The organism is Prosthecobacter fluviatilis, from assembly GCF_042655725.1.
Lineage (GTDB): Bacteria > Verrucomicrobiota > Verrucomicrobiia > Verrucomicrobiales > Verrucomicrobiaceae > Prosthecobacter > Prosthecobacter fluviatilis.
On sequence record NZ_JBHSMQ010000004.1, the window covers coordinates 248,449 to 268,973 of the forward strand.

Genomic DNA, 20,525 nt, shown 5'->3' on the forward strand with positions numbered 1-20,525 from the left:
CCTGCCTGCATGCGTATCCTGCTCCATTCCCATACGTTTCATCCTGCCGTAGGAGGTGTAGAAACCATCTCGGCCACTTTGGCGGACAACCTCGTGAAAACGGGGCATGACGTGCTCGTGGTGACCGAGACCCCTTTTCGGGAAAAAGACAGCTTTTCTTACCGAGTGGTGCGTGGAGCCTCATTTCGCACTCTTCTCAAACTGGCTCGTAATGTCGACATCATTCACTCGAATGGTGCAAGCTTGAAAATGGTTCCCTTAGCGTTGTTGGCCGGTAAACCCTTTCTTTGGACACACAACGGCTATCAAGTTAGTTGCATCGACGGCTTGGGTTGGGATGCGACCGGTCCAACGCCTATGACGCCTTTGGCCTCGGCCATGCATCACGCTAAAATCCGAGGCTTCTGGTCTGCTTGTCGTGCTTTAATCATCTTGGGAATCCGCCGTTGGGTTGCCCATCACGTCGCTTTCAACGCGGCAGCCACTCACTGGATCGCCAAGCGGCAGCCACTGCCACGACAAATCGTGCTTTATACCCCGTATCCTCTGGGACAATTTCTCTCTCGCAAAATCTCTGTTCCAGAGGCCTATGATTTTGTGTTTGTGGGGCGTCTCGTGAACGAGAAAGGAGTCGAAACTCTCCTCAAGGCACTCTCAATTTTACGCATGCGTCCGAATGGCGCCAATGCTACGCTTTTGATTGTGGGAGATGGTCCTTTACGCGAGCCGCTGCAAGCGCTAACGCGAGACTTATCGCTCGAAAAGGCAGTTCGATTTGCTGGTGCGCTCCGAGGGGAGTCGCTGCTTCACGCCATGGCATCTGCTACGGTGGGGGTCGTTCCTTCAGCTTATGAGGAACCTATGGGTGGGGTTGCCCTTGAAATGATTGCCTCGGGCCGAAGTGTGATTGTCTCAAGGAATGGAGGTATGTCGGAGTGTGTCGGCGATGCAGGGGTCAATTTTAAAAACGGCAATGCTGACGACCTTGCCGAGAAGATGAGCACGATGCTGGGCAATTCAGAAACGTGTCGCGCTTGTCTGCATGCAGCTGCTGAGCGAATCAAAGCTTTTGCCGAGGATTCGCTGACCCAAAAATACGTGGATCATTACCAAAGTATCATTGAAAATAAGTAGGTGAAAAATGATCTTCGAATTTAATTCGAAATATCAAGTGTGGCTATCATATATAAATGCAACGTTATATGTTAGAAAAAAGTATAGAGACTAATGACAAAGATCTGCTCGAACGCCGCATCGAGGCTTCCAAAGAGTCTAAAGGGACGAGCAGTGGAGCAGTTATTAATCATGCCTTGAGTGTTGCGTTGGGGGCAGGGGGCACGCGGAGCCTGCTTGAGTATGGGGCTGGCAGGGGAGACCTGATCAGGCGTCTGATTGCATCTGGATGGAGCGGTCCTATCACAGGTGCCGATCTTTTCGAGCGACCGGAAGACCTGCCGGACCAAGTCACTTGGTTGCAAGCGGATTTAAACCTGCCTTTGGAATGGTCTGGGGGCGGTTTTGATGTCGTTGTTTCCACCGAGGTGATTGAGCATTTGGAGAATCCTCGGGCAGTCGCGAGGGAATTTGCCCGGCTACTGCGCCCAGGGGGGGAGGTAATCCTTACCACGCCAAATCAAGAGAGTCTGCGCTCGTTGTTAAGCCTTGTTGTGACGGGACATTTTGCTTTGTTTCAAGACAGTTGCTATCCGGCGCACATCACTGCCCTGCTGCGCAAGGATCTTCTTCGGGTGTTTCAGGAGGCCGGATTCATAAACATCAGGTTCAGCTACGTGGCGCATGGCGGAGTTCCCAAGTTGCCACATATCAGCTGGCAACAGATATCCGCGGGTCTGCTCAAGGGACGTTGGTTCAGTGACACGATCGTGATGTCTGCTAAGTTGAAAGCGTGAGAAAAAATGGCGATGCTGACTGTAGTCGGCTGCCTGGGGTAAGTGGCATGTTAGCAAAGTCGCTTTCATTTGGCATTTGTTTATTCAGCTGTTCTGGCCGAAATGCGGCTGCGTAAAGTGCTTGTTCATCTGCTTCCCGCATTGTATGAAATCCTGGAGCTGATATGGCTGGAGATTATGGCCTGTGGGCGTCGTATTACTCTTGCTCCCCATTCGTTTATTGCGCGTCTGATCGAAGCTCTGTCCGGCATGCGCTGGTGGGGCCTATTCTTGAAGAGCATGTTCACAATACATTTTTGATATGAAGTTGACAATTTCACAAATGATGGCGCTTGGTGCCATTGGCACCGCGGTTATCGTTTTCCTGGCCATGATGAACTGGCGGAGGGCTGTGCATGCGGCGCTGATTGTTGCGTTGCTTGAAGGTGCCATCCGCAAATGGGTGTTCCCACAAGGGTCGGAGTTAGTTTACTTTTTTAAAGACATCATTCTTCTCGGTGCTTACATTAAGTTTTTCATGTTTCCCGATCCCGATGTCCGGTGTTGGCGGCTGCGTGTTCCTGGCACATTCATCGCCTGTGTCAGCCTAATTCTGGTGTTTTTTGGGGCGTTGAATCCGAACATAGGTTCGGCTGTTCTGGCGGTTTATGGGCTCAAGATATATCTTTGGTACATACCATTGGCTTTCATGGTGCCTCTGTTATTCCGAGATGAACAGCATCTGACAACGCTTTTTTTCCGCTACTCCCTCTTTGCAATCCCTATCTGCCTTCTTGGCGTGGCGCAGTTTTTTGCGGGGCCTGATTCGCCCATAAACACCTATGCCACCAGTGATCTGGCTGGAGTGCAGACTGTGGCAACTTTTGGTGCGGGACAAGCCGCGAGAGCGAGGATCACCGGCACATTTTCCTACATTGGCGGTCATAATATATTCGTTGTTTTGTTCTTCATCATTTCGCTCTGTTTGTTCTTGGGGATGGAGGGACGGCGAAAACTGGTTTTGCTGTTTGGCAATCTTCCTCTGCTTCTAGCCAACGCCTTCATGACTGGGTCGCGCTACACGGTTTTTAGCTTGCTCGGAATTGCCGCCATTGTCGGCTTGACAGCAAGTATGAGCCGAGTCGGCAAAGCAAGAAACACTTTCATCTACATGCTCATTGGATTCATTGTTGCAGCGGGCGGGGTGACGGTTTTTGCTGGCAAGGCCATTGATGCGTTTCAGACCCGTAATAAAACAGCGGGTGATACTTTTGAAGGCCGGGTTTTATCCCACCCCCTGATTGCAGTTACGGCTGCGGCGAAGGCGGTGGATTTTATGGGGTTTGGCATCGGCACTTCACATCCGGCAACTCTGGGAATTCGGCGTGCGCTCAAATTAAGCAATCCTAAAAGGGAGTGTCCCTATTACGACTCAGAGATTGGCCAGTGCATGGCGGAATTGGGCTGGCCTGCATTTTTGCTTTGGTATGCATTTCGGACCATGATGTTAATGGACTGTTGGGCAAGTTTTCGACGCTCGCCACCTTCCATCTTTCGATCTTTGGCACTGGGTTTTACCTGTTTCCATCTTCTACAGTATTCTGGTCAAATGGTGCTGAATCACACGGCCAATCTATTTCTCTGCGCTACATGGGGATTCTGTCTCATTCCACGGCTGGAGAGTTTGGTGCATCGTCCTCGCCGTGCCAGACAGGTGCGGCAGTCTGGTGTTACTCTCACACGACAACCGGCGATGCGTGGCAGCCGATAGCAGCTGCTTTTGCTGCGCGCATGATGTTCAATGGGCTTTGCTAGCGTTCCAATAACAGCGGCTGTGCCAGCCTGTCAGCGTTTTGCCCAGCTGCGAATGACCCTGGAGCGCTTGCATGCCTGTCAACCGCTGCCAGTTGAAATCCTCGTGCATCTCGATGGTAACGATGCTGCATTGCGCGAGATGGTGCAGGCGGAATTTCCTGATGTGCGGCTGCTGCATTCAGCAGTCTTGATGGGCCCCGGGGGGGCACGGGAGCGGATGATGCGGGAAGCTTCCTCCAAATGGATTGCTCACTTTGATGATGATTCTTTCCCGTTGGATGCTGATTATTTTGCGAAAGCTTGGGCGCTTATCTCCAAAATGCCTGAGACGGCTGTCTTTTGTGCCAGCATTCTTCCGTTTGAGGAGCCGGATACGCAGGGGCTTTGGCTTCAGGCTTTTTATCCTGGCTGCGGCCATTTGATGAATCGTGAATGGTTCATGAAAACGCGGGGCTATCAGCCGGTGCCCATCGCTTACAACCTGGAGGAGGTGGATGTGAGCCTGCAACTGCATGAACTTGGGGGCATGTGTTTGCAATCCGGGGAGCTGCGTGTGTTTCATGATCACCTGCCGCCTGAGCGTGAGGATGAGAACACCCAGGTGGCGATGATGATCAATACCGTGATCTTTCCGCTGCTGCGTTATCCTGTGGCGTTGTGGCCTCAGGCATGTGGAAGCATCGTTCGCCGTTTGCTGCGGCTTGCTTTGAATGGTGAGTGGAAGGTCATTGGCCGTTCGTTTTTGGCGCTGCCCGGGGCGGTGCGGAAATATTTTCCGCTGCGAGCTCCTGTTAAATTTGCCAGTGCGCTTTCCTGGCTGTTGCTACGGCGCTCGCCAGTGCGGGTCGCTGCCGTTTCTTCTCCTGCGTCTTCATGACTGATTTCTCTTTCCATGCGCAAGACAGGCAGGTCTCCGGCCCCTTGACCGTCTGTGTGATCACCTACCTGACTTCACCTTACCAAGTGGAGTTTTTCAATGCCATCGCCGCCGGTGGCGAGGTTGTCCTGCGTGTCATCTACCTGCGTAAACAGCACAGCGAGCACCCGTGGGGGCAGATGGAGCTGATGCACGAGCATCTGGCTTTGGAGGGGCAGTATGAGGTGACCGGTGAAGCCATACGGTGGGTGTTGGGCGCCGATCTGACGGTGTGCAATTATTACACGCACTGGTTCGCGCTGACGGCGCTTCATTTGCGGCACCTGAGCGCTCGTCCCTGGGTGTTTTGGGGGGAGCGTCCCGGATTTCTACGGCTGGGCTGGCTAGGGCGGCTAGCCCGCAAGGTTCTGCTTTACCCCATCGCAAAGAGCAAGGCGCCCATTTGGGCTATCGGGCGTGCTGGTGTTGCCGGATATCTGCGGGACTGGGGGGCGGCCAAAACGTACGTCAATCTGCCTTATTTTTCGGGGTTGCGCCGCTTTCGCATTCAACCTCGCAGTGCTCCTGCGGATGAACGTGTGGTTTTATATTCCGGTCTGCTCAACACGCGTAAAGGTGTTCTCGCTATGGCCGAGGGGTTTCAGGCGGCTGCCAAGATTCATCCTAACCTGCGTTTGATCATTCTGGGTTCTGGCCCTTTGGAAAAGCAAATGCGCCAGATTCTGTCTCCTGTGGCTGAAAAGGTGCAGTGGGAAGGCTTTCGCGAATGGCATGAGATTCCCACTTTTTATGCCCGTGCAGATGTGCTGTGCCTGCCTACGAGGCATGATGGCTGGGCCATGGTGATTCCGGAAGCACTGGCGGCGGGGCTGCCTGTGATCACGACCGTGGATGCGGGGGCGGCACTGGAAATGGTCAGCCATGGGGTGAACGGGTGGCTGCTCCCCAATTCTGACGCCAAAGCCATTGAGAATGCCCTGTGCCTGCTTGCGAAAATTCCTGCAGAGGAACTTGCGCAGGGAAGTGCTGCTGCGCGTGAAAGCGTCAAAGGGCATACGCTGGATGATGGGCGCAGGCGCTTTGTGGCGGCTGCACACGATGCTATGGCGGTCTTTGACTGCCGTCGCGCAGAGTCTAAACGAGTCGCCACGCGTTTGCTGCTGACAGGAACCTACGCTCCTGATGGTCTGCGAAGCATGAAGCGCTACGTGAATCTCATTCAGCTGGTTACGAAACAGTGGGCGGGGGCTGTGGAGTGTGTTGAGCCGCCGGTGATACTGGGGGGGCGGGCCTGGATGCCTTCACGGCTGCGAAAGATGCTGGGGTTTGCCGACAAGTACGTTATTTTTCCGATGGTTCTACGGGGGCATGCCGCTTACTTGGCGATGTGCGGCTATCATTGCGTCATTCATGTCACCGATCAGGGGTGGGGGCCTTTGATTCCGTGGATGGGGGGCTTTCGCGTCATGGTCACGGTGCATGATTTGATCGCGGTTAGGGCCTCAATCGGGGAAATACCCGGCATGGGTTCCACGGGTTGGTGGGGCGGCTGGTTTCAACGATGCATTTTGTGGGCGCTTCGGTTTCCTTCCACCATTGTCTGTGTTTCAGAGAAGACGCTTCAGGATTGTAAGCGTCTGGTGGGCAAGGGACATGATTTTCATGTGGTGTTAAACCCGCTCGATCCAGAGTTTGCTCTGCAGCTCAAAGCCGAGAATGGGGTGCCGGATTTGCCGGCCAGCTTTTTGCTGCATGTCGGCAACGGGCTTTGGTACAAAAACCGTGCTGGAGTGCTGCGTATTTATGCGGCGCTGGTGCGGCACTCGGGGCTGAAGGCGGTCCCGTCCATGGTGATGATGGGGGATCCTGCCACTGAGGCTGAACGGCAACTGGCTGCGGATTTGGGAATCGAATCCTCCGTTGTCTGGATGGCGCGGCCTCCTACTTCATGGATTGTCAGTGCCTATGATCGGGCGCTGGCTCTCATTTTTCCCTCCCTTGAAGAAGGCTTTGGCTGGCCGGTGTTGGAAGCCATGTCCCGTGGGTGTCCGGTGTTCGCATCGAATCGAGCTCCACTGACGGAGGTCGGAGGTGGGGCGGCGGAATACATCGATCCTGAGGCTCCCCAGCAGGCTGCCATGCTGATTGCCCAGCGGCTGGAGCAGGGGGATGTGTGGCGCCGGCAATGTGCGCTCATGGGCCGTCAGCGTGCGGAAATGTTTTCGATCAATCACTTTGGCGAGCAGATGAGGGCGGTTTACGCCGGAATGTTTACAGAGAAGGCTCAAGGGGAGTGAAATGAATTTGACCATCATCCATGCCATACACTCCATCGACCCTGCGCATGGGGGCACGACGGAGGCTGTCAGGCTGCTGTCGCGGACTCCGGCTCATTTGAGGTCGGTGGTGATCAGTTCAGATGATCCAGAGACTCGGTGGGGCAGTGACTGGCCCTGTGAGGTTCGGCTGCTGGGGCCTGCGAAGTCGAAGTTTGGCTGGACGCCGAACTGGGGGGCTGGGCTGGGAGAGTTGCTGCAGCCGGGGGCCGTTGTTGTTGTGCATGGTCTTTGGCAGTACCATGCCGTGGCGGCCGCCAGAGCGGCGGACAAGGCCGGGGTGCCGGTGATCATCTATCCGCATGGCATGCTGGATCCCTGGGCGCTGCGGCAGTCGCGATGGCTGAAACTGACAGCCTGGTGGGCATTCAATCGTCGAGTGTTCCGGCTGGCCTCCTGTGTGTGTTTTACGACGGAGGATGAGCGACGTCTTGCGGCGCCAAAGCTGCGAAACATTCGCGCGCGGCAGGTTGTGGTGCCTCTTGGGGTTGAGGGGCCGCCGGCGTCAACGGAGTCTCTGAGACTCGAATGCGAGCCGAGCCATCCTGCGCAGTCAGGAAAACGGATTTTTCTGTTTCTTGGGCGGCTGCATCCCAAAAAGGGCTGTGATTTGCTTCTTGAGGCGTTTGCCCGCTGGAGAGAGGCGCATGATGCGGGCAGGACGGTGCACCTTCGCTTTGTCGGGCCGCCGTGCACGGACCATTTCATGCAGAGACTCGTGACGCAATGCGCAGACCTGGGGCTGAAAATGGACGAGGATGTCTCTTTTGCGGGTGGGGTGAATGGCAGGGGCAAATGGCGTGAGCTGGCTGCTGCGGAGGTTTTGGTGCTGCCGTCACACCAGGAAAACTTTGGGATTGTGGTGGCCGAGGCTCTCGCATGCCAAGTGCCGGTGCTGCTGTCTGACAAGGTGAATACGGCGCCGTTTATTGAGGAATACAGCGCGGGGCTGGTGGCTGACGACAGCGTGGCGGGTACTCTGCAGCTGCTGCAGGGCTGGTCGGCCAAATCTGCGGATGAAAAAATGCACTGCCGGGAGAATGCGCGGCGGCTTTATCTGGCCCATTTTGACATGGAAAAGGCGCGAAGGCGCTTTCTGGATGTGGTGGAGGACATGCAGGCCGGGAAGCGCTGCTAGAAGGCAGCTGCCGTCAGTGCGGCTGCTGCGGCTCACGCTTTCTGCGTGGACGGGCCGCGAAAGCGCAGGGGCTGTGCGCTGGTGAGACTTGCCACTGCTGACATAGTTGCTAAAAAAAGCTGGACGTTGCTCTCAAGCTGGCTGAACACGAAATATAGTGAATTTACTCTGAAGCATGATGAAGCTTTTTATTTCTGGTCATACAGGCATGGTGGGGAGCGCGCTGGTGCGGCGCTTTCAAAAGATCTCGGGTGTCACCATCGTCACTCGCACACGCCAGGAGCTGAATCTTTCTGACCAGGCGGCGGTTGCGGCCTTCTATCTCGCGGAAAAGCCGGACGCGGCCATCATTGCGGCAGGCAAGGTGGGCGGCATTCACGCCAACAACACCTATCCGGCCGAGTTCATCTATGAAAATCTGGCCATCGCGACGAACTGCATCCACGGTGCCTACAAGGCCGGGGTGAAGCGTCTTCTGTTTCTCGGCAGCTCCTGCATTTACCCGAAGCTGGCTCCGCAGCCCATGCCGGAGGATTGCCTGCTGACCTCGGCGCTAGAGCCGACGAATGAGGCGTATGCCATTGCCAAGATCGCGGGGCTGAAGATGGCCGAATACTACCGCAAGCAGTATGGCGTGGTCTATCACTCGGCCATGCCGACGAATCTATACGGCCCCAATGACAACTACCATCCGCAGAACTCCCATGTGATGCCGGCGCTGATCCGCCGCTTTCATGAGGCGCGGCTGGCGGAGCTGCCTGAGGTGGTGGCCTGGGGCACGGGCCGGCCGCAGCGTGAATTCCTGCATGCGGATGATCTTGCAGATGCCTGCGCGTTTCTGCTGCAGCTGGAAAATCCGCCGGATCTGGTCAACGTCGGCTGCGGCACGGATGTGACGATCCGCGAGCTGGTGGAAATGGTGGCTGAAGTGGTGGGCTACAAGGGGCAGATCGTCTGGGACAAGACCAAGCCCGATGGCACGCCGCGCAAGCTGCTGGATACCACGCGCCTGAACCAGCTCGGCTGGCAGCCGCAGATCTCGCTCAGGGACGGTCTGTCGCAGACCTATGCATCCTTCCTGGAGGAGATGCAGACCCACCGGCTGCGCGGCTGAGTGCCGCGTGGCAACTGTGTGCGCTGCGGGTGGCGGCGCAGACGTAGCTTTGGAGTAGCAGGTGTTATCCTGCAGTGTCTCTCGTTCTGAGGGGCGGTTGCCCGTTTGCCAGGCCATGAAGATCCTTCTGCTCAACCAGTGCTTCCATCCGGACCATGTGGCGACGGCGCAGCATCTCACGGATCTGGCGCATGAGCTGGTCAGATGCGGCCATCAGGTGACGGTGGTGGCGTCGTCGCGTGGGTATGACAATCCGGAGCTGCGCTATCCGGTGCGCGAGACGTGGCGGGGCATCGACATCCGCCGGATCTGGACGCCGGGGCTTGGCAAGAAGGCCAAGTGGCGGAGGCTGGTGGACTTTGCCATCTTCTGGGGCAATGCCACGCGCATTCTGTTCTTTCTGCCTCGGCAGGACGTCACGGTGTGCCTGACCTCGCCGCCGCTCATCTCTACGCTGGGCACCGTCGTGGCAAAGCTCAAAGGCGGCTCGGTGGTGCCGTGGGTCATGGACTTGAATCCGGATGAAGCTGTGGCTGCCGGGTGGCTGAAGGCCGGGGGCATCGTGGAGCGCACGCTCACGTTCATCCAAAACTGGAGCTTTCGGCGTGCCTCGCGCATCATCGCGCTGGACCGCTTCATGGCGGAGCGCCTGATGGCCAAAGGGGCGGGCGCGGAGGTCATCCATACGGATGCGCCGTGGTCTCACGATCAGGCGATAGGATACGACAGGGTAGGGCGCGAGGACTTCCGTGCGGAGCATGGGCTCGCGGGCAAGTTTGTCGTCATGTACTCCGGCAATCACAGTCCGTGCCATCCGCTGGATGCGGTGCTGGCGGCGGCGCAGGAGATGCGGGGGGAGGAGCGGCTGCACTTCCTGTTTGTGGGCGGTGGCAGCGAGTTCAAAAAGGTGCAGGCTTTTGCCAAAGAGCAGGCGCTCCAAAACATCACCTGCCTGCCGTATCAGCCGATGGAGAAGCTCTCGGGTTCGCTTTCGGCGGCGGATCTGCATCTGGTGGTGATGGGGGATGCTTTTGTGGGCATCGTGCACCCCTGCAAAATCTACAACATCCTCACGCTGGGCATTCCGTTTCTCTTCATCGGGCCGGATCAAAGCCATGGGGCTGATCTGGCGCGGCGGCTGAGTGATCCGGCACAGGGGCGGGTGGCGCGGAATGGGGATGTGGCGGGCATCGTGGGGCAGATCCGTGAGGCGCTGACGCTGGGGCCGCAGCCGGTCAATGCGGCGGCCATGGCACTGGGGGCGGAGTTTTCCCATTCGGTGCTGTGCCCGCGGCTGGTGCGGGTCATTGAGCAGGCCGCAGCACTCGCTTGATCAGCTCGTAGCTGGCAAAGCGCTCCGTATCTGGGAAATCGTGGTCGGAGTCGGGGTGGGCCACCTGCAGGCGTGACTCTGCTTCGTGCAGCCTGAACAAGGGCAGAGCTGCGGCTGCGATGCGGTCCACGCTCTGCCACTGGAAATTGGCATCGCGCAGAGGGGCGTTTACAAACACATGGCGTGGGGCGAGGCAGGCGATGAGCTCATAATGGTCCCAGGGGCAGTCCTGCGGGTGGCCCAGATAGTCTGCCATGCGCAGCATGTAGCGCTCCTGGATGTAGCCTTGAATGTTGCCGCCTTTGTAGTCGAGGATGGAATCAAAGCCGCAGCTTGAGACGATGACCTGGATGCGATCGTCAAACACAGCGGTAAAGATGGCATTGTGCCCGCCGAGAGAGTGGCCGATGGCGGCGTAGCCGTGGCTGCGGTCCACGTAGGGCAGGGAGTCCAGGTAGTCGAGGCCGCGGAGGTTGTCCCAGATGGCCTTCATGGTGCCGCTGGGCATGTGCAGCGCCTTCAGGTCTGGCTGATAATCCGCCAGCAGGGGATAACTGGGGGAGAGTGTGACAAAGCCGCGCTCGGCCATCTCCTGCGCGTATTGTCGGTGAGGCTTGCCGCCTAGGCCCACGACGACCTTGAAGCCGATCTTGTTTTCCGTGGGGTGCAGGCAGAGCACCGCCGGCGTTTTCGTGCCTGCGAGCGCCGTTTTGGGAATGCAGAGGTAAGCGGTGACCTTGCCGCCGGGCTGGGAGGTGTAGGTAATGAGCCGGCGCACATAGCTGCCGCAGTCGGTTTCCTCCACGATCTGCGGTTCCAGCGGGCAGCGCAGCTCAGGGCCGGGCAGAGGGCCTGCGACCTGCTGAAAGCCTGCCAGCGCCTCCGCACGGCGGCTCGCCCATTCGGCAGGGGTTTGGGCCATCTTGACCGTGCCGTCCTGGGCGCGATATTCCAGCAGGTTGGACCGGCTCAGGCCGCGGATCTTGGGCACGTCCTCTGAGAAGGCGAGGCAGGGCAGGGTGAGGGCAAGAAAAAAGCGGCGCATGGAAAGCCATACGCCGCCGCTGTGGGGTTTATTAGCGGGCTGCTCAGTCTTCGCGCCGGTTCCCGCCGAGCAGGAGCATGGCGTAGTAGAGGAAGGTGCCCAGGGCGCTGATGAAGGCCGCCACGTAGGTCAGCGCGGCCGCGTCGAGCACGCGGCTCATGGCGGCGGTTTCTTCTCCCGGGGCGATGGCGCCCGTGCTGGCCAGGATGCGCTTGGCACGTGCTGTGGCGTCAAACTCCACCGGCAGGGTGATGAGCTGAAACAGCATCACGACGCCAAAGCAGAGGGCGAGGATGGGCAGGGCGATCTTGGGCGCGAAATAGAGCAGGCCAAAGCCGACAAAGGGGATGATCTGACCCGCGAGGGTGGTGATGCCCACTGCGGCCATGCGCCACTGCAGCGGGGCGTAGAGCTGCTGGTGCTGGATGGCGTGGCCGCACTCATGCGCCGCCACGCCGAGCGCGGCGACGTTGGTGCCGTAGTAGTTTTCCTCGCTGAGCATGAGCTGCTTGTTCCCCGGGTCATAGTGGTCGCTGAGCTGGCCCTGTATGGGGTGGATGCTGACGTCGCGAATGCCGTTGATGTCGAGGATCCGCTGGGCGATCTGCGCTCCGGTAAAGCCGGACCGTGCCGGGACCTGGGAGTAGCGGGAGTAGGCGCTTTTCACGCGCCAGGAGGCAAAGAAGGACAGCGCCATCGTGCCAAGAAAAAGCAGGAGGTAGAGTGGGTCGATGTACATGGTTTTTTTTAGAATGATGTTTGCGCAAGATTACGCGCGCAGTGTGGTCTTGGATAGCGTGCGGGCATTGCAAAAATGGGCCTAGTTTGTCACACAAATCCCGTGTTGCTTCCCAGCTTGGCTGCGATTGAGTCCGCCGTTCATGGAAACCGCCGCCCCCGCCTCTCCCCCACCGGCTTCAGAGCCGATCATCTGCCGCATAGCGTCCTGGTACTACTACCGCCGCATGGGCCCGCTGGCGGTGCTGTTTTTGGTGTTTGGCGGCATGTTTCTCAAGGACGGCATCTGGGGCTACCCAGAGGTGGCCGCGCTGGCGCGCAAGAAGGAGTGGTTCATGAAGGAGTACCTGCCCTCCTTTGAGGCTGCCAAAAAAGAGGGGCGGCTGGAGCAGTGGATGGCGGACTCGAAGGCCAAGGGGCTGCCCACAGGCGTGGATGGCGACGTGCCGCGCTGGAAAAGCTACGCCGCGCAGAACGGCTGGGAGGAAGACCCCAAGCTGTACAGCGACCGTGAGATCGCCGAGCAGTTTTACTGGGCCTACGCCTGCTTTGCCGGAGCCCTGGTGGTGGGCATTCTCGTCCTGCTGAACAGGAACAAGGTGCTGCGCGCAGAGGCTGACCACTGGGTGACTCCGGAGGGGCGGCAGATACGCTACGCAGATGTGTGCCGGGTGGACAAACGCAAGTGGGAGCACCAGGCGCTGGCGTATGCCTGGTACCGGACGGAAGACGGCAAGGAGAAGCGCGCGGTGATCGATGACCTGAAGTTTGACGGCGCCGGACGTGTGCTGGAGCGCCTGCTGTCCCGGTTCAGCGGTGAATTGATCGAAAAAATCATTGAAACAGAGAGCGCCGAAACCGTACCTGAAGAGGCGAAAAAATAATGGCACCTCTTTGAGATTGAAAAAGGCGGGAATTTCCCCTTGCCAAAGCAAACTCAGCCGCTAAAGCTCCGCCCCATCCCAACAACCCCCATCTATGGCAGAAAACATCACAGAAAAAGTCCGCGACATCATCGTTGAACAGCTTGGCGTGAATCCCGAGCAGGTCACTTCCGAAGCCAAGTTCATCGAAGATCTCGGTGCCGATTCCCTCGACACCGTTGAGCTGGTGATGGCCTTTGAAGAAGAATTCGGCATCGACGTCCCAGACGAAGAGGCAGAGAAGCTTCAGTCCGTGGGCGATGTCGTCCGCTACGTCGAAGAAAACGCCGAGTAATATCGGTCCCCCTCAAGGATTTCAAACAAAAGCCAGGTGGTTCATTCCGCCTGGCTTTTTTGCTGTGGGTTGCGCGGGGGGGGGGGCAGATGGCTCCGCCATCAGGGAGGTCAACATCGAGAACAGACCCGTTTTCAACGAACGGTGGTATAAAACCTCTCCGCCACAGGCCTGTTTTTTAATGGCTCGTGATATGACAGGCGCGTGTTGCGCTGCTACACGTGATTTGCCTGCTGAGCCATGTGGACGGCGTCACCTCATGCATGCGGCTTTTCCGGCTGCATTCCCGCCCCTGCTAAAACCTCAGCACAAACTCGCCTTCCTTCTGCAGGTGCAGGCGGTCGCGGGCGGCCATTTCGAGGTAAGCGTTGTCGTTTTTGATCCACTCCATGCGGCGCAGGAGTTTGTCGCGGTCAGCCTGGAGCACTGTGCGCTCTTTCTTGAGCTGCTCCAGCTTCGTACGCATGGCGTTCTGCGTGTGGATGGGGTTGTCGCACAAAACGTACACGACAGGCACTACGAGCAGCAGCAGAACGAAGCGTGCCACCTTGAGGAATGCGCGCACCCAGACTTCCCAGCGTGACTGGGGCTCGGATGCGCGCACTTCTCGGTAGTTCATAGGGGGGCTTAGACTTTCATGCGGCCGCCAAAGATGGCGTTCTCGCCCAGTTCCTGCTCGATGCGCAGAAGCTGGTTGTACTTAGCGATACGGTCGCTGCGGCTCATGGAGCCGGTCTTGATCTGGCCGCAGTTGGTGGCGACGGCGAGGTCGGCGATGGTGTAGTCTTCGGTCTCACCGGAGCGGTGGCTCATGACGGCGGTGTAGCCGTGGCGGTGGGCGAGGTCGACGGCGTCGAGGGTCTCGGTGAGGGAGCCGATCTGGTTCACCTTCACGAGGATGGAGTTGGCCACGCCCTGGTCGATGCCCTTCTGGAGGAATTCCACGTTGGTCACGAAGAGATCGTCGCCGACCAGCTGGGTGGTGGCGCCGAGTTCCTTGGTGATGGTGCTCCAGCCTGCCCAGTCGTTTTCGGCGCAGCCGTCTTCGATGGAGATGATGGGGAACTTCTTCTTGAGCTCGGCGTAGTAGGCCACGAGTTCGGCGGCGCTGCGCTCGGACTTGTCGGACTTCTTGAAGACGTACTTGTTCTTGGCCTTGTCAAAGAACTCGGAGGAGGCGACGTCGAGGGCGATGAAGATGTCTTCACCGAGCTTGTAGCCGGCCTTGTCCACGGCCTGGGCGATGACTTCCAGCGCGTGGTCGGCACTCTTCAGGGTGGGGGCAAAGCCGCCTTCGTCACCCACAGCGGTGCTGAGGCCGAGGTCGTGCAGGATTTTCTTCAGGGAGTGGAAGACCTCGGCGCCGTAGCGGAGGGACTCGGAGAAGGTGGGGGCGCCTTTCGGCATGATCATGAACTCCTGGAAGTCAATGGGGGCGTCGGAATGCGCGCCGCCGTTGATGATGTTCATCATCGGCACGGGGAGGACCTTGGCGTTCGGGCCGCCGAGGTACTTGTAGAGGGGCTGGCCCAGGGTGGCGGCAGCGGCCTTGGCCACGGCGAGGGAGACGCCGAGGATGGCGTTGGCGCCGCACTTGGCCTTGGTCTTGGTGCCGTCCACTTCGCGCATGGCGTTGTCGATGCCGACCTGGTCGAGGGCGTCTGCGCCGATGAGGGCGTCTGCCAGCTCATTGTTCACGGCGTCCACGGCCTTGAGCACGCCTTTGCCGAGGAAGCGCTTCTTGTCACCGTCGCGCAGTTCCAGAGCTTCGTGTTCGCCAGTGCTGGCTCCGGAGGGGACGGCTGCACGGCCCATGGCGCCGCCTTCGATGTACACGTCCACTTCCACTGTGGGATTGCCGCGTGAGTCAATGATTTCGCGTCCGATGATGCGCGAGATGGTGAGTTCGTCCATGAGGATAGATTATTTAAGTTTTGCTAATTAATGGGGATTTTTCAAGAAGGTTTCGAGAAAAGTCCGGGGGAGGGGCTTCATACACCGGCGGAGCGGGGGTGCAAATGGTAGGTTTTGACGGAGGTGCAAGAGATGGCCCGGAGCGGCGGGGGAGGGAAAGACCTTGGGAGCTGGATCGGGAAGGGGGGCGGCTGAGCGTAAAGGCCATTTGTAGTGCGGTCGCGCAGCGAAGGATGAGCGCAGCTACCGCTTTCGGGCGCCTATGCGCTTTCGGGTGCTTAGTGGTGCTCGGAAAAGATGCCAGGCATGAGCGGCTCGGTGCCAAAGCCCCGGCACCTTTCTCGGCTGTGGTGCTCGCGGGGTTGCTCGAAAAGTGGCGTAAACAGCGGAGTTCTGTTAATGCTGCGGTGGAAAATAAGTTTCGGGGCTTTCTTTGGTATAGTCGATGCCATATAGCGTCACTGAAGTTTGCTCTGGACGCAGCATTGGTCTTGCGCGTCTGCCAAGAAGCGCCCTCAGGCGATACTTCTCGAAAGAGTCTCCGTAATAATAAAAAGCATCGTGAACACAACTCAGGCCAAAGCAACGTCCATCAGAGGCTACATAAAACTCTCCGTGGCCATGATCCACCTCTCCGACTCCCACAAGGGTGGTCTTCAACAACGACTCCCACTCAAGAACTTCCTTTGAATAGTAGCAACGATCTAGCAGTTTGAAATCAATGGATCCGCGACGCTGCCCCCACAACTTCGAGAGGATGTCTCTACTGGGATGGTCCTGTGGAATCCATTCAGGCAGGTCTGTCATCGCATCGGCATTATGGTTTGGCTAACATGGTCGATCATCCATAGATCGTGAGGTTCGTCAGCAGCTTTACGAAAAGATGTCATGCATGAGCGCGCATGACCCATGGCATACGGCCCAGTGCCCACGAAAAAAACGCGACAGCGTCTTGGACTGCGGTGGGAAGCGCAGCGCCACACCGCTTTTCGCAGGCCGGACGGCACGCTTAGGCCCATGAATACTCAGTACCCCGCGAAAGCGGTATCGTCGATGCAGGCTTGCGCCGTGCATCTCTGCCACCGCAGTCCAAGACGCTGTCGCGCTGATTGAGCGTCCTTTTCCTCCGCATTAACCAAACAGCTGCGTCACCGGCCTGCCCTTGTCCGCGACGGTGAATGGGCGCTTGCTTGGGCTGTAGAGCACCTGATCCAGCGGAATGCCCAGCGCGTAGGCGATGGTGGCGTTGAAGTCAGGGATGGTGACGGGATTGACGGTGGCTTCGTTTCCTCCGGCATCGGTGGCTCCATAGACCTGACCGCCCCGGATGCCGCCGCCCGCCATGAGGCAGGAGAAGCCGCGGGCGTGGTGGTCACGGCCGTCGTTGGCATTGATCTCCGGCGTGCGGCCAAAATCGGTGGAGAGCACCACCAGCGTTTCTTCGAGCAGGCCGTGGGCTTCCAGGTCCTGGAGGAGTGTGCTGAGGGCGGAGTCGAGCTCATCGCACAGTTCCGGCACGCGGGTGAAGTTGGCGTTGTGGGTGTCCCAGCTGCCAAAGGAGACTTCGACAAAGCGGACGCCGTGCTCGACGAGGCGGCGCGCCAGCAGGCAGCCCTGGCCAAAGCGGTCCGTGCCGTACTTGCTGCGCAGGGCGTCGGGCTCGGCGCTGAGGTCAAAGGCGGCAAGTTCTTCGCTCTTCATCATCTTGAGGGCGTCATCGTACATGTCGGCGTAGGCGCGCACGTTTTTGACGTTGTAGGTCTCGGCAAACTGGCGGTCGAGCTGCTTGGCCACGCTGAGGCGGCTGTTGAAGCGCTCCTCCGTGAACCACTGGTTGGTCTTGACGTTGTTGATGCCGCTTTCGGGGTCGTTGATCATCAGCGGTGCGAAGCGGCTCTCAAAGAAGCCCGCACCGGGATGGCGGCTGTCATTGCCGATCATCACGCTGCCGGGGAGCGTGGGGTTGCCACGGTCCTGAAACTTCTGCAGCCACGCACCCATGGAGGGGTGGCGGATGCTGCTGCGCATGGTGTAGCTCGTGTGCTGGTAGTAGTTGGCCTGCTCATGCGCGCCCTGCGTCGTCATCATGCTGCGGATGACGGCCAGCTTGTCCATCTGCCGGGCTATCAGCGGGATGTTCTCCGAGACGCGGATGCCATCCACCTTGGTGCTGATGACCTTGGTCAGCCCCATAATGTCCGGCTTTTCCGGCTTGGGGTCAAAGGTGTCCAGGTGGCTCATGCCGCCGTTCATGTAGAGGTAGATCACGTTGCGCGCCGTGGCGGCCTGCTTCAGCGGCGAGGCTCCCTGCCCGGGGGCGGCCAGGATGCGGGAGCCGAAATGGGCTGCCGTGCTGACACCGAGAAAGGTCTTGGCGGCACCGGAGACAAATGCGCGGCGGCTGAGGTCATTGCGAAGGGGATTCATGGACAGGGCAGGGGATGGGGATTGCGCCCCTTTAACGCTGGCAGGCGGAGGACTTATCACAAGATTTGTGCGGTTCGTTCCGTGGAGGTGGTGGTGGCTTGCTCGCGGTGGGTACGCGCATGCCCAACGTAGGCAGGGCTGACTGTCCTCAGCCAGCCGCCGTCGAAGCCCATGATCTTCGGATAAGAAACTGCCTGCCAAGCAGAGAGGAGTGTGGTGGCCGCCCTTGGCTAACCCGGCGCTCTGCGTCCAAACTTCCGCTCCAGCTCATTCGTGGAGATCTGCACCAGCGTGGGTCTTCCGTGCGGGCAGCAGTAGGGCATCTCGCAGGCAAAGAGGTCTTTTAAGAGGGCCTGCAGCTCGGGGATGGAGAGGACGTCGTTGCTTTTCACCGAGGCGCGGCAGGCGATGGTGGCGATGGCGTCCTCGCTCAGGCGCAGGCTGGAGGATTTGCTGCTGAGGCTGCTGAGCTCTTCGATGACCTGGTCCAGCCACGCGGCGGGATCGTCGGTCTTCAGAAACGCGGGCAGGGTCTCCACCTTGAAGATGTTGGGGCCGAAGGGCTCGATCTCGATGCCCAGGCGGTTGAGCGCTGCGAGGTTCTGCTTCAGCAGGTCGGCGTCGCGCGGGGTGGTCTGCAGGGTGATGGGTATGAGCAGCCGCTGACAGGGCACGCCGCCGGTCTCGATGGCGCGGCGGAATTTCTCAAAGTTCACCCGCTCATGCGCGGCGTGCTGGTCCATCATCACCAGCCCTTCTTTGCTCTCCATGAGCACATAGAGCTTTTGCAGCACGCCGATGATGCGGTACTCCGGCGGGGCAGGGGGCTCTGCGGGCGCAGCTTTGGCGGGGGCTGGCGCTTCCTCATTTTCCTCTTCCTCGTCAGGCGCTGTGGCGGGGGGGGCGTCCTGCTCTGCGGGTGGCTGAGGCGGGGGCTGCGCAGCGGTGTCTCTGCGTGCGGCGGCGATCCTTTGCAGTACATCCGCCACACGATGAGACACCGCAGATGCGGCTGGGGCGGGCGCGGGTAGCGGCGAGGGCACGGTGATGTCCCTCAGCGGTGCGGTGGAGGGAGCGACAGGCAGCGCAAACTGCTCCTGCCGGCTGTCTGGCACCACGGGCGTGCGCGGGGCGGAGGCCGCAGGCATGGCGCGTGCCGGCGCATGGCCGGAGGGGAGCTTGGCGGCATTTTCCAGCGTGTTGCTCACGCAGCGCGAGATGGCGTCGCGCACGCTGTGGCCGTCATGAAAGCGCACCTCCTTTTTGGCGGGATGCACGTTCACATCAAACGCATGCGGATCCATCTGGATGAACAGGAAGGTCACGGGGTGCTGCCCTTTCATCAGGGCCGTGTGGTAGCCCTCCCGCAGGCCGTAGGAGATGCTGGCGCTCTCGATCGGGCGGCCGTTCAGGTAGGTGGTCTGCATCTGGCGGTTGGAGCGGCTCATGCCCGGGCCGCCGATGTAGCCGGACACCGTGATGCCATGCCAGGTGGCTTCCTCCACCTTGAGCAGGCGGGAGGCCAGTTCGTCCCCCACCAGGCCGCGGATGCGCTCCAGCATGTCGCGCGTGGCGGGCAGGTGCAGCACCAGCTCCCCGTTGTGGGTCAGGGTGAAGGCTGTCTGCGGGTTGGCGATGGCATGCAGCCTCAGCTGCTGCTCCACATGGGAAAATTCCGTGTTTTCCGTGCGCAGAAATTTGCGGCGCGCGGGGACGTTGAAAAACAGCGAACGCGCCTCGATGACCGTGCCGGAGGCACCTCCATGGTCGCGCACGGCCACCAGCTTGCCGCCATTGACCTCGATCTCCGTGCCCACCAGCGCGGACCTTTCACGCGTGGCAAGCCGGAAGCGCGACACGCTGGCGATGCTGGGCAGTGCCTCGCCGCGAAATCCGAAGGTGTGGATCGCTCCCAGGTCCTCCTTGGTCCGTATCTTGCTGGTGGCGTGGCGCTCCAGACACAGCATGGCGTCCTCCCGGTCCATCCCGCTCCCATCATCCACAATGCGAATCATCGCGATGCCGCCGCGCTGGGCATGCACCTCGATGTGGCGTGCGCCGGCGTCCAGGCTGTTTTCCACCAGTTCGCGCACCAGCGCGGCCGGGCGCTCCACGACCTCGCCCGCGGCCACCTGGCTGGCGAGTGCGTCTGGAAGAATGCGTATTTTAGCCATGTATTTCGATAAAGTGAGGAATGGGAAGCGTAGCCTGTACCACCGCCCGGAAATGTTATCTTGGCTGCCAGATGGGGATTTGCAATCTCCGTGCTCCTCGGCCATCAGACACATGCCATCCATTGCCTGCACCCGCATGATTTCACTCACTTCCAGCGCCGTCGAACATCTCAAATCTCTCATCGCCGAAAAAAATGCAGATGAGAGCACCGGACTGCGTCTTCGCGTGGAGAAAGGCGGCTGCGCCGGCATGCAGTACGTCATGGCCCTGGACCACTCCCAGGTCGGTGACGAGGTGCACTCGCAGGACGGCGTCTCCATCATCATCGACCCCGAGAGCCTCGGCTACCTCCGCGGCTGCCAGATTGACTACGTCGATTCGCTGGCGGACGCCGGCTTCAAGCTCACCAATCCCAACGCTGCCCGGAGCTGCGGCTGCGGCACTTCATTTGAACCTCAGCCTACCTAAATCTAAGCTTCGGATTAGTTGATTAATTAGCTAAAAAT

18 protein-coding genes are annotated in these 20,525 nt (G+C 59.2%); 11 read left to right on the forward strand and 7 right to left on the reverse strand.

Annotated elements, in window-relative coordinates; translation table 11 throughout:
- Positions 1-9: 9 nt before the first annotated feature.
- From ACFQDI_RS12495 to ACFQDI_RS12530, 8 genes are all read left to right on the forward strand, one after another.
- Complete coding sequence (locus tag ACFQDI_RS12495; RefSeq protein WP_377167002.1) at positions 10-1,134, forward strand: glycosyltransferase family 4 protein; 1,125 nt, start codon at positions 10-12, stop codon at positions 1,132-1,134.
- Positions 1,135-1,190: 56 nt separating this feature from the next.
- Complete coding sequence (locus ACFQDI_RS12500; protein ID WP_377167004.1) at positions 1,191-1,910, forward strand: class I SAM-dependent methyltransferase; 720 nt, start codon at positions 1,191-1,193, stop codon at positions 1,908-1,910.
- Between the two features lie 301 nt (positions 1,911-2,211).
- Entirely contained in the window at positions 2,212-3,660 is a 1,449-nt protein-coding gene (locus ACFQDI_RS12505; RefSeq protein WP_377167005.1) for a hypothetical protein, read from the forward strand.
- Positions 3,661-3,690: 30 nt separating this feature from the next.
- Positions 3,691-4,581 (forward strand): glycosyltransferase family 2 protein, encoded by an 891-nt coding sequence (locus tag ACFQDI_RS12510; RefSeq protein WP_377167007.1) that lies wholly within the window; start codon positions 3,691-3,693, stop codon positions 4,579-4,581.
- Entirely contained in the window at positions 4,578-6,878 is a 2,301-nt protein-coding gene (locus ACFQDI_RS12515; protein ID WP_377167009.1) for a glycosyltransferase, read from the forward strand. The genes ACFQDI_RS12510 and ACFQDI_RS12515 overlap by 4 nt, the downstream gene beginning before the upstream one ends.
- A gap of 1 nt (position 6,879) precedes the next feature.
- On the forward strand, positions 6,880-8,055 hold the full coding sequence (locus ACFQDI_RS12520) for a glycosyltransferase (RefSeq protein WP_377167011.1): 1,176 nt from the start codon (positions 6,880-6,882) through the stop codon (positions 8,053-8,055).
- Between the two features lie 178 nt (positions 8,056-8,233).
- Positions 8,234-9,169 carry a GDP-L-fucose synthase family protein gene (locus tag ACFQDI_RS12525; protein ID WP_377167778.1) on the forward strand — a complete coding sequence of 312 codons (936 nt, stop codon included), beginning with the start codon at positions 8,234-8,236 and terminating at the stop codon, positions 9,167-9,169.
- Between the two features lie 115 nt (positions 9,170-9,284).
- On the forward strand, positions 9,285-10,502 hold the full coding sequence (locus ACFQDI_RS12530; RefSeq protein ID WP_377167013.1) for a glycosyltransferase family 4 protein: 1,218 nt from the start codon (positions 9,285-9,287) through the stop codon (positions 10,500-10,502).
- Here ACFQDI_RS12530 and ACFQDI_RS12535 read toward each other — a convergent pair.
- Positions 10,474-11,547: an alpha/beta hydrolase gene (locus ACFQDI_RS12535; RefSeq protein ID WP_377167015.1), complete on the reverse strand. Its 1,074-nt coding sequence runs from the start codon at positions 11,545-11,547 to the stop codon at positions 10,474-10,476. The two genes, ACFQDI_RS12530 and ACFQDI_RS12535, sit on opposite strands and share 29 nt — an antisense overlap.
- A gap of 43 nt (positions 11,548-11,590) precedes the next feature.
- Positions 11,591-12,286, reverse strand: a complete 696-nt coding sequence (locus ACFQDI_RS12540; protein ID WP_377167017.1) for a zinc metallopeptidase — start codon at positions 12,284-12,286, stop codon at positions 11,591-11,593.
- Between the two features lie 142 nt (positions 12,287-12,428).
- Between ACFQDI_RS12540 and ACFQDI_RS12545 the strand changes: the two genes are divergently transcribed.
- On the forward strand, positions 12,429-13,169 hold the full coding sequence (locus ACFQDI_RS12545) for a hypothetical protein (protein WP_377167019.1): 741 nt from the start codon (positions 12,429-12,431) through the stop codon (positions 13,167-13,169).
- Positions 13,170-13,263: 94 nt separating this feature from the next.
- On the forward strand, positions 13,264-13,503 hold the full coding sequence (locus ACFQDI_RS12550) for an acyl carrier protein (protein ID WP_184337899.1): 240 nt from the start codon (positions 13,264-13,266) through the stop codon (positions 13,501-13,503).
- A 295-nt stretch (positions 13,504-13,798) separates the two neighbouring features.
- On the opposite strand, the gene ACFQDI_RS12555 is transcribed toward ACFQDI_RS12550, so the two are convergent.
- The 5 genes from ACFQDI_RS12555 to mutL all read right to left on the reverse strand — a co-directional run bounded on the left by ACFQDI_RS12555 (position 13,799) and on the right by mutL (position 20,018).
- On the reverse strand, positions 13,799-14,122 hold the full coding sequence (locus tag ACFQDI_RS12555; RefSeq protein ID WP_377167021.1) for an FtsB family cell division protein: 324 nt from the start codon (positions 14,120-14,122) through the stop codon (positions 13,799-13,801).
- 8 nt (positions 14,123-14,130) lie between these two features.
- On the reverse strand, positions 14,131-15,417 hold the full coding sequence (gene eno, locus ACFQDI_RS12560; protein ID WP_377167023.1) for a phosphopyruvate hydratase: 1,287 nt from the start codon (positions 15,415-15,417) through the stop codon (positions 14,131-14,133).
- Positions 15,418-15,813: 396 nt separating this feature from the next.
- Positions 15,814-16,224 (reverse strand): hypothetical protein, encoded by a 411-nt coding sequence (locus ACFQDI_RS12565; protein WP_377167025.1) that lies wholly within the window; start codon positions 16,222-16,224, stop codon positions 15,814-15,816.
- A gap of 324 nt (positions 16,225-16,548) precedes the next feature.
- Positions 16,549-17,844 (reverse strand): DUF1501 domain-containing protein, encoded by a 1,296-nt coding sequence (locus tag ACFQDI_RS12570; RefSeq protein WP_377167027.1) that lies wholly within the window; start codon positions 17,842-17,844, stop codon positions 16,549-16,551.
- A gap of 230 nt (positions 17,845-18,074) precedes the next feature.
- Positions 18,075-20,018, reverse strand: coding sequence for a DNA mismatch repair endonuclease MutL (gene mutL / locus ACFQDI_RS12575; protein WP_377167029.1), 1,944 nt, complete (start codon positions 20,016-20,018; stop codon positions 18,075-18,077).
- Between the two features lie 136 nt (positions 20,019-20,154).
- Here mutL and ACFQDI_RS12580 point away from each other — a divergent pair, with 136 nt between their 5' ends.
- Entirely contained in the window at positions 20,155-20,487 is a 333-nt protein-coding gene (locus ACFQDI_RS12580) for a HesB/IscA family protein (RefSeq protein WP_377167031.1), read from the forward strand.
- Positions 20,488-20,525 lie beyond the last annotated feature (38 nt).